Origin of the sequence: Methanosaeta sp. UBA458 (genome assembly GCF_002496085.1) — an archaeon.
Taxonomy (GTDB): Archaea; Halobacteriota; Methanosarcinia; order Methanotrichales; family Methanotrichaceae; genus Methanothrix; species Methanothrix soehngenii.
Map to the genome: position 1 here is coordinate 1 of NZ_DAIK01000145.1, position 14,539 is coordinate 14,539.

Genomic DNA, 14,539 nt, shown 5'->3' on the forward strand with positions numbered 1-14,539 from the left:
ATTTATTAATTCTTTATTTCTATTATCATCTCTATAATAGCATTATGTTGCAGCATATTCATTTATGGCCGCATCATCGAACAGAAGCTTCTGCTCTTCATCTACAATCCTGAGCAGGGACTCCGGGGTTAAGCTGGATAGGGGATAGTACTTTCCCTGACACTGATCCGCGATCTGATGGCAATAGCCTAAACGCATATCCAGGAAGGAGCTGTCTACGACCTCACTGTCGATGACGATGGTATGGATTCCCAGGTGCTTTATCCGTTCTGAGATCGCCATCAGCTCGTCTTTGATCTTTCCACCCATTCCCTCATTAGCCCTGCCATCGGATATGAGAACCATCATCAATTTGCTCTCCTCATCCTTTCTCAGTTCTCCCTGCAAGAGCTGCAATCCGCGGGAGAGGCCGGCGGATAGGGGTGTCTTGCCCCCGGTGGGAAGCTCTCGCAAGCGGCCAAGGGCCAGATCCACGCTGGTGCAGGGGGGAAGTATGATCTCGGCTTCCTTTCCTTTGAAGGCTATCATGCCGATCTTGTCTCTCTTCTGGTAGGAGTCCATTAAGAGGGAGAGAACTGCTCCCTTGGCGCTCTCCATCCTCTGATTGGCCCCCATGGATCCGCTGGCATCCACCACGAAGAGGACTACGGCGGAGGTCTTGCCCACTCTCTCCTTCTCCCGGATATCCTCGTCCTTTACGATGATGGCGTTGGGGCCGGATCTGACCCATTGATAGGGGGCAGCGGCACGAATGGTGGCATCAATGGCAATATCCTTTCCTTCCTGGGGCATTTTCTGGCGCAGATACCGGCCGCGGTTGCGCAGAGCCAGTGTATTCATCCTCCTGCCGCTGGTCTTGCGGCGGGCGATTCGGTCCCTCTTGCGGGGCATCGTTATGGCACGCACATCGATAGGCGTGCCGATCTCGAATATCCTCTCTTGGGGCTTAGCGGCCTGTTTTTGATCTGTGTCCTTTTGTTCCGACGGCTCCTGTGGTTGTTGCTCATTCTTCTTCTGCTGCTCGGGCTTTTGATCCTGATGCTGGTGTTCATGCTGCTTCTGAGACATGGACTTCTCCAGACGTTCCTTGTTCAGCGTGGGCGGCTCAAATGGCCTGCTCCTCATCCTATGGGCCAGGGCCAGCTCCATGGCTTTCTTGACATCCTCCTGGTTGACTTCGGTCCTGCCATCGAAGGCGGCGATGGTCTTGGCGGTTCTGGTAATGACTATCTCCGCTCGGTGCGTCTTGACTCCAAGATCGATGCAGGTGGAAGCGATTAAACGGAGGAGGTCATCGCTCATGCTCACCTGACTGAGAAGCTGGCGAGCCCTGGAGATCTTCTGTTTCATATCCACCTGTTCTTGTTGCCATTCTTTGGCAAATCCCTCTGGATCAAGGTCAAAAGCTTCTGCGATCTTGGCGATCTGCATTCTCTGCTCCACGTCCTCAATTCCAGCAACGCTCACCTGTAAGCCGAATCGGTCCAGAAGCTGGGGCCGGATCTCTCCCTCCTCAGGATTCATCGTCCCCACCAGGATGAATTTGGATGGATGAGCAACGGATACGCCCTCCCGTTCCACAATGTTGACGCCCATGGCAGCAGCATCCAGCAGCACATCAGCCACATGATCGTCCAGAAGATTAACCTCGTCAATGTAGAGGATGCCGCGATTAGCGGCTGCGAGAATGCCGGGCTCCAGCGCTTTTATTCCTTCTTTTATGGCCCGTTCCACGTTCAGCGATCCTACCACCCGATCTTCGGTTGCTCCCAGCGGCAGATCGACTACAGGGGTCTTTTTCTCTACTGCTGTGATCTGATTTGATTGGCTCTTCTGGTAGCACAGGTCGCACATATCCTCTGGATTCTCCGGATTGCAGTTGAATGGGCAGTCAGATGCCACCTGAATGGTCTCCAACAGATCTGCCAAGGACCTTACTGCTGTGGATTTGGCAGTTCCCTTGTCACCCCGGATCAGGACGCCGCCGATGCGGGGATTGATGGCATTCAGAATCAGGGCAAATCTCATGTCGTCCTGCCCTACTATGGATGTAAATGGTATGGTCCTTCTCTTCAAATGGTGCATGTAATCGCCTTTTTTATTTAGCGTATCTCTGACGTATATAAGGCTTATGTCATATTAAAAAGTAAGAAATTTCAAATAATTTTTTAATTAATTGTTACATATAGATCTAAATTTAGTCTTATACTATGCGCGAATCTCGAATTAGATCTGATTTCTTATATGAATTCTTCTATGTGATATGCAATGCGCTTGTCAGGGACCAAGGATTTTCGGCTCAAATTCCAGTCTGATGAGATGATATCGATGAATGCACATATAGAAAAGAGCTTTCTGCTATTTAGAGAATTTCTAGCATACTAATAATTTGCAGTGATATTTGATGCCTTCAGCGGATGAACTGGGAGAACAATTGTGATATAGTAATACAATTACCAAAAGACTTATTAATATTGGTATAAACCAGCAAGATGATATCGATGATCGAATCAGGAGAGAGTAAGGCTGCCCCTGAAGGCGCAAACCACGATGAGATCAGCCCTGCTGTGGGGCTGCCCAGCAGAAAGAATGAGCCCGATAGAGATTTTCCGCCGGCAACGATCATCAAGGGCAATGATTTTGGCCAATCACATCTGAACGGCTATGGTTTGCTCCCGGAATCCAGGGTTGATGCTATAAATAGAGCCTTCATCTCTTATTCTGAGGCATGAGGCTGATGTCCGAATCACAAATGAAAGAGAAGCTGGGCGCGGGCCAGAAGACTCAGCCCAGGACGACTGCTGCTCAGGAGCTGAGGGCGGAGTACCAGAAGTTCATCGGAAGGAAGATGCTCTTTCTCGCTGCTCTTGTCTTAGGCATTGTATTGCTGGCGGGCTATGCTGCCACCCGGGGATCGGCGGATATCAGCGTGATGGATGTCTACTCCACTATCCTGGCAAAGTTCTTTCCCCAGTATTTCCAGACCACCTGGTTCTCAGATACCATCGTCTGGGGACTGAGGCTGCATAGAATCCTTATGGGGATAGTGGGAGGAATCGGCCTGGCCATCGCCGGAGCGGTCATGCAGGGCATCCTTAAAAATCCCCTGGCCAGCCCCTTCACCCTGGGCATCTCATCAGCTGCTTCCTTTGGTGCGGCCATGGCCATAATCATGGGGGCGGGGTTCATGGGCGGAGAATGGCTGATCATCGGCAATGCCTTTGTTTTCACTCTTCTCGCTGCGGGGGCGGTCTATGGACTGGCAAAATATAAAGGAGTCACACCAGAGACCATGATCCTGGCGGGAATCGCCATCTCATACCTTTTCAGTGCCATGACCTCATTTCTGCAGTATATCGGCCATGCAGAGCAGGTTCAGGAGGTGGTCTTCTGGTCGATGGGCTCGCTGGGCCGCTCCTCTTGGGATAAGGTCTGGATAGTCACCGCGGTCATAGCCATCTGCCTTCCCTATCTTATCATCAAATCCTGGGACATAAATGCCATGGGGGCAGGTGACGAGACCGCCAAGAGCCTGGGGGTGAATGTGGAGAGGACCCGGGTGATCAGCATGATGCTGGTCTCGTTCATAACCGCCTCGGTGATATGCTTTACCGGCACCATAGGCTTCATCGGTCTGGTCGCTCCTCATATAACCCGGATGGCAATTGGTGGGGATCACAGGTTCCTGCTTCCCGCCTCTGCTCTGGTGGGGGCGCTGCTTCTCTTAGGAGCTGATACCCTGGCCAGGACCATTCTCGCTCCAGTGATTCTGCCCGTGGGAATAATGACCGCCTTTTTAGGGGTGCCATTCTTCGTCTACCTCTTCATGCGCAGGAAGAGGGAGTTCTGGTAGGCATGCCTGTCCGAAGGATGAAGGATCCAATCGATTATGGGTGCCTCATCTTCCTTTTTTTCGCCATCGCCTCCTGATCCAGATCGTCAACCGCACCGTCCAGGTTAGCATCAGTCATTGGAATTTCTATCATCCAATCCAATTTGGCGATAGTCCTAAATTCCTATCTAAGTTACTTATATCATGAATAACTAATAGCATATGGCTTAAAGGGTGGTCATAATGAAGAAAGAGGAATTCCTAAAACAGATTGAAGGATATGCATTCCCTGAAATGTTCAATCAGGACCTTCTCGATCGTGCAGCAGAGATGTTCGGAAAGTGGGGGAAGACCGCTCATCTGGATGAAAAGGAGCATTTATTCGAGAGCTTTGGACTGAATCCCCTGCCGGAGGACAGCGATGAGATCAAGGAGCAGAAGGCTGCCATCAGACATATCTGTTCCAGGATGATGGATGCAAGCATCAACCGCAGGGATGCTGCCGATCTCATCCGAAACTTCAATCGAATAAAAGATCCAGGCTACAAGTGGCTGGATTGAACTTCAATTTTTTTAATGCTTCCCTCACCACCTACCACCAGTGATGCCAATCCGGCGGCACGAGGCCGACAAGCTATAAATAGCCCTCATATTCAAGGCCGATAGTTCATTGCCTGTGAGATCAAAGGGATGTCCAGATCAAATAGCGCTTCTGAGTTTATGAAATATAACTATGGTGAAGATAGGTTATGCCTGGAGAGAGAGGAGCTGGCCTTCTGGGAGCGACAAAGGAGATGCGGCGACGACTGCGATCTCAAGATGGCCCGCGATCTACCCGATGATACTCCCCAGTTCATATTACGCCTGCAAAGGGAGTTTGAGGAGAGGGCAACAGCCTTCTCTTTTGCCGGATCAGGTGGCATGGTCCTGGATGCAGGGTGCGGCAATGGGGAGCTGCTAATTGCAGCCCTTGAGATGGGGATGGCAAAGGAAAATGGGCCCAGGTTCATCGGCATGGACTTCTCTGCCAACATGCTTGGTCGGGCCAGATTCCGCACATCCGGTGATCCGAGGGCAGCATTTCTTCAGGGAAGCATAACCTCGCTTCCCTTTGTTGATCAGTCATTCGACTGGGTAGTGAGCAGCGGCGTTCTTACCTGTCTTGCCTCTCCACAGTCGATGGCAGAGGCCCTGCAGGAGTTCAATCGGGTTCTCCGCCCAGGCGGAGGACTGGTGGTGGATTTCTTCAACCGCCTATCCCATTACACCCTGGCGAGAAAATATCTATTCGGAGAACGGATAGTTCCGCCGGAGTATCTCTCCTTTTCAGAATTCCAGAATCAATTGGAGAATGCCGGCTTTCAGATCGAAGAGCATCTCGGTTTCGACTTCAAGCTCTGCCAAGGCTACTTATTTATGAGCCGCTACAGGCCGGTCGTCGATCCGGCTTATCTGCAGGAGCGCATCTCCCAATTACTGGAGAAACGGATTGTGCCACTATGGCCCAAGCTAAGTCTTTTCGGATACAGGATATATGTAAGGTGCAAAAAGATATAGAGTTTTAGCAGTCAGTTCTGCCCTCCGCCCCTCGACCAGCTGCCAATTCCATCGTTTTTGCCAATCGCACTGACATTAGATCTCAAGATCGCTCTCAACTCTTCCAGGTTCACCGGCTTGCTGATGTAGCCGTCCATTCCCGAATCGATGCATTTCTCCTTGTCACCCTCCATGGCAAATGCGGTGATAGCGATGATCTTTGGCAATGTCGGCCGGGTTTCTCTGATCTTTCTGGCGGCATCCAGCCCATCCATCTCTGGCATTTGAATGTCCATGAGGATCACATCGTAATCCTGGCGATCCAGGGCGACAAGGACCTCCAGGCCATTAGCAGCTACATCAGCGCGATAGCCGAGCTTATGGAGCATCTTTTTAATAACCTTCTGATTGATTATGTTGTCCTCCGCCACCAGTATACGTAGAGGACGCTGGGGGCCCATAGAGATGCTGCTCTTCGACCCTTTTGCCAGCTCTCCGGGCGGTGGCGATAACGCTTCCATTGCCTTTATAGTGAAATGGAATGTTGATCCCTTGCCCTCCTCTGACTCCGCCCAAATCGAGCCATCCATGAGCTCCACGAGCCTCTTGCTTATTGCCAGGCCCAGGCCCGCGCCACCATACCTGCGAGTGGTACAGGGCTCAACCTGGCAGAAGGACTGAAAGAGGCAGTTCATCTTCTCTGCTGGTATTCCGATGCCCGTATCCATAACAGCGAAGTGGATCTCATGCTCTCTACCCCCCAAATCTCTGCCCGAAACCAGGATCCTGACCTCTCCAGAGCTGGTGAACTTCACCGCATTGCCCAATATGTTGACCAGTATCTGGCGCAGCCTGGTGGGATCGCTGACAATGGTCTTTGGAATGCTCTCTTCGATATCATATCCCAAGGTCAGGCCCTTTTCCTGGGCAACTGGAGCCATCAGATCAACAGCATCCTCAATGCTCTTTTTGACATCAAAAGGCTGGACTTCCAGCTCCATCTTGCCGCTATCGATCTTCGAGAAGTCCAGGATATCATTGATGATTGCTAAAAGTGCATCTCCACTGCTTCTGATGATCTCCATATGGTCGCGTTGCTCTCTATTCAGGTCCGTGCCCAGGAGAATTCCAGTGAGGCCGATGACGGCATTCAGAGGGGTTCTGATCTCATGGCTCATATTGGCTAAAAATTCGGATTTTGCGTTGGTTGCCGCCTCTGCCGCCTCCTTGGATCTTCTCAGATCCTCTTCGATCTTCTTTCGCTCTAAAATATCCTCCTCTAGCTTTCGGTTTGCCGCTTTCAGCATAGCCGTCCTATCCATAACCCTGCTCTCTAGATGCTGGTTAAGCCTTCGTACCTCTTCCTCTGCTCTTTTGGATGTCTGGAATAATCTCTCGTTCTCCTTCAGAGCGACGATCTGGCGAATGACTATCAGACCTATTATCCCCCCCACAGAATAAGATAGATGAGGCGTGCTTATGGCAAGAGGACGGTCAAAGCTCCAGATAAGGATGATGTATGCGCCAGCAACGAAGATGTAAGGGATGTAGTGAGCACCAGGAAACCGCACCATGCCGGAATCAAGAGCATAAGGAGACGCAGAGGATGCAACGGTGCGGGCATAAGCAGGCTCTTCGGAGGGAACCTTCTGGAATGGAGGTGCATCGCTGGGTGAGGTGCTGGCCTGCAGTATTCCCGCCAGGCCGATCATCGAGTAGGCCATTATCCAGCCCACGTCCCAAATGCCGCCGGAATCATATATGTTGTTTAATGATTGGTATGCCAGGATGAGATCAGCGATGATCATCACTATCGTTCCCATTACCAGAAGAAGCACTGGACCCATCTGCTGAAATCGGATCCGCCGAAGGAGGAGTTCAACCAGCGCTAAGAGAAGCATCAAACCCAAGACGGGATATGCCACGGATAATGCCTGTGTGCGGAAGATTGCTCCTGCGCTGGACTCGATCGTGGGTGCGATTAAAACCACCCAGAATATTATAACGGAGGCGATGATCACGATCCCTTCATCCAGCATGACCTTCAGCCGTTCACTGGAGGTCAGGGATTGGGTAGGCAAGAGGAGAATGCCCGCGATTAATAGGGGGTAATGAATCAGAAATAGCCAGTCTGCCACGGATGGGAAGGGTGGCTGATCCAGCACTATCTCAGTATAAGCCCAGGCGATATCACCCAAAGTATGGGCCACCAGGGCAAGGGCAAGAACCGTCCAGGCTAAACGGACCTGTCTCCCATAGACAGAAGACCTCCTGGCGGCATAAAAAAGGGCTAGTGTGGCCAGAGAATCGACCAGGATCGCCAGCATATCGCTCGCCGTGATCTGCAGCTCATCTTTTAAGTGGATGCTAAATGAGATTGAGCAGAGGGCAACTATGAAGGCCAGCATCAAGGCCATGTTAAACGGTATGATCGACTTTATGCATTGATCAGAGATCATGGGCAAACCTTCATCTTGCGGCTTATCTGTGCATCTCTATTATTGGCCTATCATAATTGTCTTCAGAACCCCTGGTGAAGATGTATCAATTATTAGCCTTCCTTTTTTCGCAGCCTTTTTCGGCATAATATTGTCTCTGAATGCAGATCAGGTTCTCTAATACTGATAGAAAAAGCTTTGCATCATTGCCCAGATCAGCACCTATGGCCTTGAGCGGAAATAATAGAAAAATTTAACTATAATGATATGAATTATGGATTGAGCATAAGGGGGATTAATTGTGAATTATTCGAAGGAGAGAACTCATTGCAGGGCTTTTTTGATATCTGCTCTGCTAATCGCTTTGATTTTCAGTTCGGCTCAGGCCATTACCACTAAGGACCTCATATTTGCAAAGAGCCCGCAAACAACACAGCCCATTTCGACAGTGGTGGCGGATGCCATGAACCAGGCCCCTGTGGCCAAAGGCCTGACTCCCGATCAGGAAGGGCCGCTGACAGCAGGCACACCGGTTGTCTGGACAGGCGATGCCTTTGACTCCGAAGAGGATGAGCTATACTATCAGTTCTGGTTGAACGGGCCGATGACGGGAAACACCTGGATGCCCATGAACACCTGGAGCAAGAACAATACCTGGACCTGGGAGACCAGCGCCATAGATATTGGCAATAATGTCATCGATATGCGTATCAGGGATGGACGCCATGCTCCCCCTTGGGGTCATGATGCCCATGTCAGCGCAGAATATATCATCAGCGAGAGTGCTGGCATTGCCGGCAGCTCGAAATCGAACTCCAAGCCGACTCTGACCAGCATGAAATCTGATAAGCAAACCCCGCAGGATAAGGGCGCCACTATTACCTGGACGGCTAAGGCGACAGACCCGGACATGGATACGGTTCTATACCGCTATGTCCTTAAGGGGCCTTCAACAGATGAACAGTGGGTGCCCATGACCGACTGGAGCACGAACGGTGTCTGGTCCTGGGAAACGAGCACGGGAAAAGCCGGCATATACATGATTGAGGTCTGGATTAGAGACGGATACCATGCAGATGTCGATAATTGGGATGACTCCAAGAGAACGCCATTTGTCCTGATGCAAAAGGGAATAATCAAGTAATGAATCAAGAATGCTCATTGGACGCCTGCAGATCCAGCTCTGTCTGACTGCTTCTGCATGCGCCCCTTTTTTATCTGATTTCTGGCAATTGGGTCGTGATCCTAAAATAGGTTGAAGTTTCTAAAACTCGATTAACGATTGCGGTCTCTCGGACGCGCTCGAGAGAGGACATTCTGGGCAAATCAGCATTCAATGATGCCTAATTCTGCTGCAGGCCTAAATACCAACCCATAATTGATTCACGACCGGCAATTGCTCTCAGGCCATAATTGTGTATCAGATTTGATAGGGAGAGAGATGAATTTGAGAAATGCAGTCGTCTCCTGGACGGGAGGAAAGGATGGATGCTTATCCTGCTATAAAGCGATGCAAGAGGGATGGCGGGTCAATTATCTTCTCAGCTTCAGGAATATATCACGGATCGGATCTCATGATATAAATCCAGAGCTGATTCTGGCCCAGTCAGAGGCAATTGGAATTCCACTCATTCATAGGGAATTCACCTCCTATGAGCAGGAGTTCAAGAGGACCATTCTGGATCTTCGCGCCAATGGGGAGAAGATCGATGGAGCTGTTTTCGGCCATATCCAGACCCACAAAAAATTGGTGGACAGGATCTGTACTAGTTTAAATCTAGATCTACTGCTGCCCCTATGGCAACAGGATTCGAGGAAGATCTTAAAGGAGATCACAGGTTTGGGCTTTGAGGTGATAGTGATAAGCGTCAAGGATGGCCTCATGGGCAGAGAATGGCTGGGCAGGAGGATTGATGAAGAATTTTCTGAGGATCTGAAGGATCTGGACCAATCCATTGACCCCTGCGGAGAGAATGGGGAGTTTCACACCATCGTCACAGACGGCCCGATCTTCAAGAAGAGGATTATATTGTCCGGAAGCGAGGCGGTATTGAGGGAAGGCTACTGGTTCCTCAACATAAAGGAGTTTTCAATTGAGGAAAAGTTATGACGAAGCCCTCATTGAAAGCGTCCCCTCGCATGGGCCCCAGACATGCTTGTTTTATGGGGAACGCCCCTGGCAGCAAATCTCAAGCGATTTTGCCTGCACAATCTGTTGGATGGAAGAAAAAATCTGCCAAGCAAAATATTTTTAATACTTGCGTGCTACAACACATAATATGCCTGGACTCGCTCATACAAAGAAAAGGCTAAATATGAATAAACATAACTGCCTTCGCAGACATGTGAGAATAAAGGAGGGTTTCGTATAAAGAAAGTATTGGTTAAAATAGGATTAGTATTAATTTTTCTGCTGCTAATCACAGGAATTACCTGGGCAGGAAAATATGATATGAATCCTGGAAGAGAAGCGATCAAGTATAAGCATGAGATGACCGATGATGTAACCGGACAAGGCTTTGCTGTGGAGTATAAGAGTATAAATACAAATAACCTCTCCCTGCTGGAGTACTACCACGGCAGCGGATCCGTGGACATGGCCGATATACTCAACTCCGAGCAGAAGACCACCAGCGGCTCCTACTACTACCTGGATTACGATGGACTGATGAAGAAAGCCTCAAAGGGTGCTAACAGCGTCGTCAGCTACACCAGGCAGTATGATAATGTCCAGTCGCCAACTACATTTGCCTATGGAACCGGCTGGTATGCCGCGAATCCCATTGAGTACAATTCCCTTATCAAGGATAAGACCGAGGCCAGGAGCTATCAAGAGTCTGCGTCAATGCACCGCCAGGTGGAGTACGCTCATGCTCTCAAAGGGGACATTGCCGTGGACATCAACTGTACTGGCCCCACAGACAAGACAGATGGCGTGGGCATTCTCAGCATGAAGATCGATGACGATGTTTTTCAGGGTACTCTTCACATAGGTGAGCTGCTGTTGAGCCCCAAGGAAAAGACTCAGCCAAAGACATATGATCCTATAATCGAGGTTCAAAATGACTACATCGGCAACTTCCAGGTTCAAAAGACGATGAAGCTGGAGATAGTCAAGGACAGAGAGACCTCTCAGAAGGACTGGCTCCCCTGCTGCATGGGCGGCTTTTTCGACCTTCCATCCTATAACTTCAATGTACAGTACGCAAGCTGGAAGGGAATATTCGACTGCTCCTGCCGGGAGGAATCAATCTCCACCATGAAACCAGCGTGGAACACGACAAAGGCACAGTTCCCCACCCAGGAGTATCAGTTTAAGCCCTGAAGGGGGCTTAAGCTTTTTTTTATAATTGAAGTAAAGAAACATACAGTCAAAGCCCAAAATCGATCTATTGGAGGCAATAGCTAGCTATAGCCCTCTGCCTGCGGCCAGTACTGGAGGCTGAATGTCCTCGCTTTGGGCGATGAGGAGGCCCGATCCGTGGGCATGATCCGGAGAGATACAAGATCATTTTAATCGTAGCAGCATCTCTTGTCGCATCTTCTGCTGTTGCCGTGGCCTGAATCATCGGCCTAGTGGGCCGGTGGTTCCCCATATGTTGCGCATGATCTTCGGCTGCATCAGGACGCTGAATCCCTATCCCTGACATTTGGCACCTCCTTGCGGCAAGACCACTCGATTGAAGATCATCAATGGGCTCCTCGTGCTGATTCTGGAAAGTTCTATGTGGACGGAAATGATATCCCTCGGATGGGGCAGACCGATTTGGCCCGGCTATTATTGGAAAGCTCTTTTTTTGCTGCAGCCAACATGCCCGATCGCCACAAAGGATATGCCTGCTGGTGGTAGGCAAAAATCCAAGGCTCTCATGCCACCCTATACGGCCAATTGTCTCCCTGGCCGCAGTTCTCAATGAGAAACACTATCTGGTCCAGCCTCCCAGGAGCCACAGGGTCTCCATCGGCGATGATTGAATCAGGGCAGATCTCAGACTCCATCTTTATATTGATAGAGCTTGGATCCATTAAAGCATCCTTGACTTTTGCCAGACCGTCACTCAACGGCGACCACTGGATATCCTCCGGCTGCAGATCGGGATTGTTCAGAGCAGTCCTTGCCTCCTCCAGATAATCATCTTTGAAGTCCTGCTCTCTTTTGATTCCCGTCCAGCTCTCCGGTCCTTTCCTTGCCTCGGCGGGGTTGGCAGGAAGCCTCGGCGGCTTCATAACTATCTCTGCTGTAGTCTTGCCATTGGTATTGACCGGCTTTATCTGGACAGTGGAATTCCACCAGGGATCTGGTATCAGGAATGAACTGTCAGAGCTTGCGGCATTCTTGAAGGCATCAAAGAACAGCCTTCCCCAACCGCCATTCCCTTCAGAAAAGTCGATATGCTCCGGCCAGGCGATATCCGGAAAGAGGACTCTCCACAGCCTGCGGTAGTGCTTTATAACCAGGTCGTCATCAAGGACTGCGCAATCAAGCTCAGTGTCGCAGGTAAAGGATCTGCGGTTCAGATTTGCAGAACCGCAGACCAGCAGGCTGAGATCATACATCTGAACCTTGGCATGACAGTAAATGCCTCCTGGAACTCGATTGGGGTGCCACAGGTCGTACACAGCCACCCGCTCGAATATGCTCTGACTCTGATCCTTCGAGAGGCCCTCAATCAGGTCGTCGAGGGCCAGCTTTCTTGCATGGTGCTCCTCAAGCGTATGCTCATCGGCATAGGGCGGAAGAATCAGAATTACGCAGAGTTTTTTTTCTTTATCGCTCTTGATCCTGTGGTTGAGCAACCTGGCCAGCGGTCCGCTGAAGAAGTATTGATCAAAGATCAAGATCAACTCCTCTGCAGCTTGGCAGGCATTGGATATTCCAGCCATTATGGTAAACTCCCCTCTTAAAAACGGTGGCTTATTGCGCTCCGGGCGGAGGGGAATGGTACGCCACATCTGCACTATAGATGAGCCCGCATATTGCTGTTTTTGATCGGACTCCGAGGACACGGGCAGAGGCAATATCTTTCCGTCCTTGATGGCAGTGTTTGAGCTGAAGATGACCTGACTGTTTAGCAGATGCAAACTGCCCCAAAAACCCGTCTCATAGACTCTTCCTCCGTCCTGCCATCTCTCAGAAAACTGCTCTTCCAGAGTTTTGACGATCGGCCCCTCGAGCTTCAGTAGCTGATCATGCCAGATTTGATATTCACTCCCGTAGACCTCATTCGGTAGATCCGTTTCCGGAACGGTGGTTCCAGTTGCATCTTTCAGTGCATCATAGATAGCGTCCGGTCCCCTCGGCCATTGATAAGCACCGTTTCTGACGGCAATTGCCTCTGACAGCATTTCTCCTGATTGCCAGTCCCCTCCCAGGAACTGAGGCGGATTTAATCCTGCAAGATCGACCAGATCATCCAGCGAAGCCTTTGGATCGAATTTGTAGAGATGCAATGGGTCTGGCGCGTCCATCCTGGTGAATGCCAGATCCATGCCCCCGCAATATGCCACGTTTATGTTGCCCACCCGAATTACTATCATCTTCTGGTGATGAGTAGAGGATACTGGTGGTGCCACCCTCATATCCAGAGCCACAATGCCACGATCTATTGCACTGGGGTCGTCTCGGCTCAGCCTTTTGCATTCGTTGCTGACAGCATCGGATATGTAATTGTGGTCGCTCATATGCGGGCCGAGCCCCGCAATTATCGATGCCTTCATCGGCATCCATAACAGTATCCTGACAGTGATGCCGGATTGCATGAGACGGAGGATCAATCCGATTATGGTCTGATCCTTCACTGCAGAATCGCTCTCATTCCAGGGCCGGTTCTGGACGATCCAGGGATTGTCTTCCGATAGATCTCTCAAGGGATTAAGCCGCCAGTTTGCGATATAGACGTGCCCTTTCTTGCCCTGCCGGGCCTGGTCAATTGCTGCCTCCAGGGATTCTCTTATTGATGACATCCCCTCGTATCCGCCAATCAATGGAATTACACGGCAGTTTTCGTCCCAGGGCTCTCTCTCGCCCTGCCGCATGGCCATGCAGGTTCCGTCTCCCCAGGGGCGGCCACCTCCCTTATCAGAAAATTCTAAAAGCCACTTGCTCGGATCAGCCACCATAATATGCCACACTCCTGAATGCCAGATGCATTATGCGTTTAATACGATAAATATCTGTGCCGACTATGCCTTCCCCATGGATGCATAACGAGATGCAGATGCATACAGATTTTCTGCAAATGAATTATCAGTCTCCGTTACGGCTTCCGTTGCTTACCCCTTTATCGGAGCAATATCAGGCCGCATAATAATATTTTTTCAACTAAAATCCACCGCTGTTTGATGCTCTCAACAGCAAATTCTGCGGTATTATGGTTTTCTCCCTGCAATAACTAACAAACCATTTTTTAAGGCTCTTCGCTATTCAGTATGGGTGAGCTTGAATCGAAAATTCTCTGCATCTTTTGTGCTTCTGTGGTGAACCGCTATGCATTGACCCAAACACCGAGACACAGAGGAATAGAAGCCATATTCTCTGCCTGAACTCACCAACAAAATTCAGCGAAGAGCCCCCAAGTCCTGCCTGAAGAAATCTTCTCTCTATCCATTAGGGATCGATCCACGTCCCCGCCTTCCCTCCCAACGCCCTCTCCAGTAGCTCGATATTGGTAATCAATGCGGATAGATCGGTGCGCTCGGCGAAGATCGCCGCTGCTTCCACCTTCGGGCCCAT

General features: G+C 50.2%; 10 protein-coding genes and 1 pseudogene. 7 read left to right on the top strand and 4 right to left on the bottom strand.

What is annotated here, in order from left to right; all coding sequences use genetic code 11:
• Positions 1–42: 42 nt before the first annotated feature.
• The gene (locus BP822_RS10880; RefSeq protein WP_273278307.1) at positions 43–2,085 is read right to left on the bottom strand and encodes a putative cobaltochelatase; all 2,043 of its coding nucleotides are present in this window, start codon (positions 2,083–2,085) and stop codon (positions 43–45) included.
• A gap of 407 nt (positions 2,086–2,492) precedes the next feature.
• Here BP822_RS10880 and BP822_RS10885 point away from each other — a divergent pair, with 407 nt between their 5' ends.
• From BP822_RS10885 to BP822_RS10900, 4 genes are all read left to right on the top strand, one after another.
• Positions 2,493–2,732, top strand: coding sequence for a hypothetical protein (locus tag BP822_RS10885; protein ID WP_273271324.1), 240 nt, complete (start codon positions 2,493–2,495; stop codon positions 2,730–2,732).
• Between the two features lie 20 nt (positions 2,733–2,752).
• Positions 2,753–3,853, top strand: coding sequence for a FecCD family ABC transporter permease (locus tag BP822_RS10890; protein ID WP_013719768.1), 1,101 nt, complete (start codon positions 2,753–2,755; stop codon positions 3,851–3,853).
• A 222-nt stretch (positions 3,854–4,075) separates the two neighbouring features.
• A complete protein-coding gene (locus tag BP822_RS10895; RefSeq protein ID WP_013719769.1) occupies positions 4,076–4,393 on the top strand; it encodes a hypothetical protein in 318 nt (105 codons plus the stop codon).
• Between the two features lie 129 nt (positions 4,394–4,522).
• On the top strand, positions 4,523–5,389 hold the full coding sequence (locus BP822_RS10900; protein WP_013719770.1) for a class I SAM-dependent methyltransferase: 867 nt from the start codon (positions 4,523–4,525) through the stop codon (positions 5,387–5,389).
• A gap of 11 nt (positions 5,390–5,400) precedes the next feature.
• Here BP822_RS10900 and BP822_RS10905 read toward each other — a convergent pair whose 3' ends face one another.
• Positions 5,401–7,827 (bottom strand): response regulator, encoded by a 2,427-nt coding sequence (locus BP822_RS10905; protein WP_286878288.1) that lies wholly within the window; start codon positions 7,825–7,827, stop codon positions 5,401–5,403.
• 442 nt (positions 7,828–8,269) lie between these two features.
• Between BP822_RS10905 and BP822_RS10910 the strand changes: the two genes are divergently transcribed.
• The 3 genes from BP822_RS10910 to BP822_RS10920 all read left to right on the top strand — a co-directional run bounded on the left by BP822_RS10910 (position 8,270) and on the right by BP822_RS10920 (position 11,131).
• Positions 8,270–8,950 (top strand): hypothetical protein, encoded by a 681-nt coding sequence (locus BP822_RS10910; protein ID WP_273466480.1) that lies wholly within the window; start codon positions 8,270–8,272, stop codon positions 8,948–8,950.
• 297 nt (positions 8,951–9,247) lie between these two features.
• Positions 9,248–9,916, top strand: a complete 669-nt coding sequence (locus tag BP822_RS10915; RefSeq protein ID WP_048132290.1) for a diphthine--ammonia ligase — start codon at positions 9,248–9,250, stop codon at positions 9,914–9,916.
• 342 nt (positions 9,917–10,258) lie between these two features.
• Positions 10,259–11,131, top strand: a complete 873-nt coding sequence (locus BP822_RS10920; RefSeq protein WP_273278309.1) for a hypothetical protein — start codon at positions 10,259–10,261, stop codon at positions 11,129–11,131.
• A gap of 542 nt (positions 11,132–11,673) precedes the next feature.
• Here the strand turns inward: BP822_RS10920 and BP822_RS10925 are convergent.
• Both BP822_RS10925 and BP822_RS12965 read right to left on the bottom strand, forming a co-directional pair.
• On the bottom strand, positions 11,674–13,926 hold the full coding sequence (locus tag BP822_RS10925) for a hypothetical protein (protein ID WP_048132297.1): 2,253 nt from the start codon (positions 13,924–13,926) through the stop codon (positions 11,674–11,676).
• 136 nt (positions 13,927–14,062) lie between these two features.
• Positions 14,063–14,189, bottom strand: a pseudogene (locus BP822_RS12965) (ISAzo13 family transposase); the annotation flags it as partial.
• Positions 14,190–14,539 lie beyond the last annotated feature (350 nt).

Coding starts and splice junctions, on each gene's coding strand:
- BP822_RS10925 (WP_048132297.1), bottom strand. CDS start 13,926: ATGGTGGCTGATCCGAGCAAGTGGCTTTTAGAATTTTCTGATAAGGGA.
- BP822_RS10915 (WP_048132290.1), top strand. CDS start 9,248: ATGAATTTGAGAAATGCAGTCGTCTCCTGGACGGGAGGAAAGGATGGA.
- BP822_RS10920 (WP_273278309.1), top strand. CDS start 10,259: ATGAATCCTGGAAGAGAAGCGATCAAGTATAAGCATGAGATGACCGAT.
- BP822_RS10895 (WP_013719769.1), top strand. CDS start 4,076: ATGAAGAAAGAGGAATTCCTAAAACAGATTGAAGGATATGCATTCCCT.
- BP822_RS10900 (WP_013719770.1), top strand. CDS start 4,523: ATGTCCAGATCAAATAGCGCTTCTGAGTTTATGAAATATAACTATGGT.
- BP822_RS10885 (WP_273271324.1), top strand. CDS start 2,493: ATGATATCGATGATCGAATCAGGAGAGAGTAAGGCTGCCCCTGAAGGC.
- BP822_RS10880 (WP_273278307.1), bottom strand. CDS start 2,085: ATGCACCATTTGAAGAGAAGGACCATACCATTTACATCCATAGTAGGG.
- BP822_RS10905 (WP_286878288.1), bottom strand. CDS start 7,827: ATGATCTCTGATCAATGCATAAAGTCGATCATACCGTTTAACATGGCC.
- BP822_RS10910 (WP_273466480.1), top strand. CDS start 8,270: ATGAACCAGGCCCCTGTGGCCAAAGGCCTGACTCCCGATCAGGAAGGG.
- BP822_RS10890 (WP_013719768.1), top strand. CDS start 2,753: ATGAAAGAGAAGCTGGGCGCGGGCCAGAAGACTCAGCCCAGGACGACT.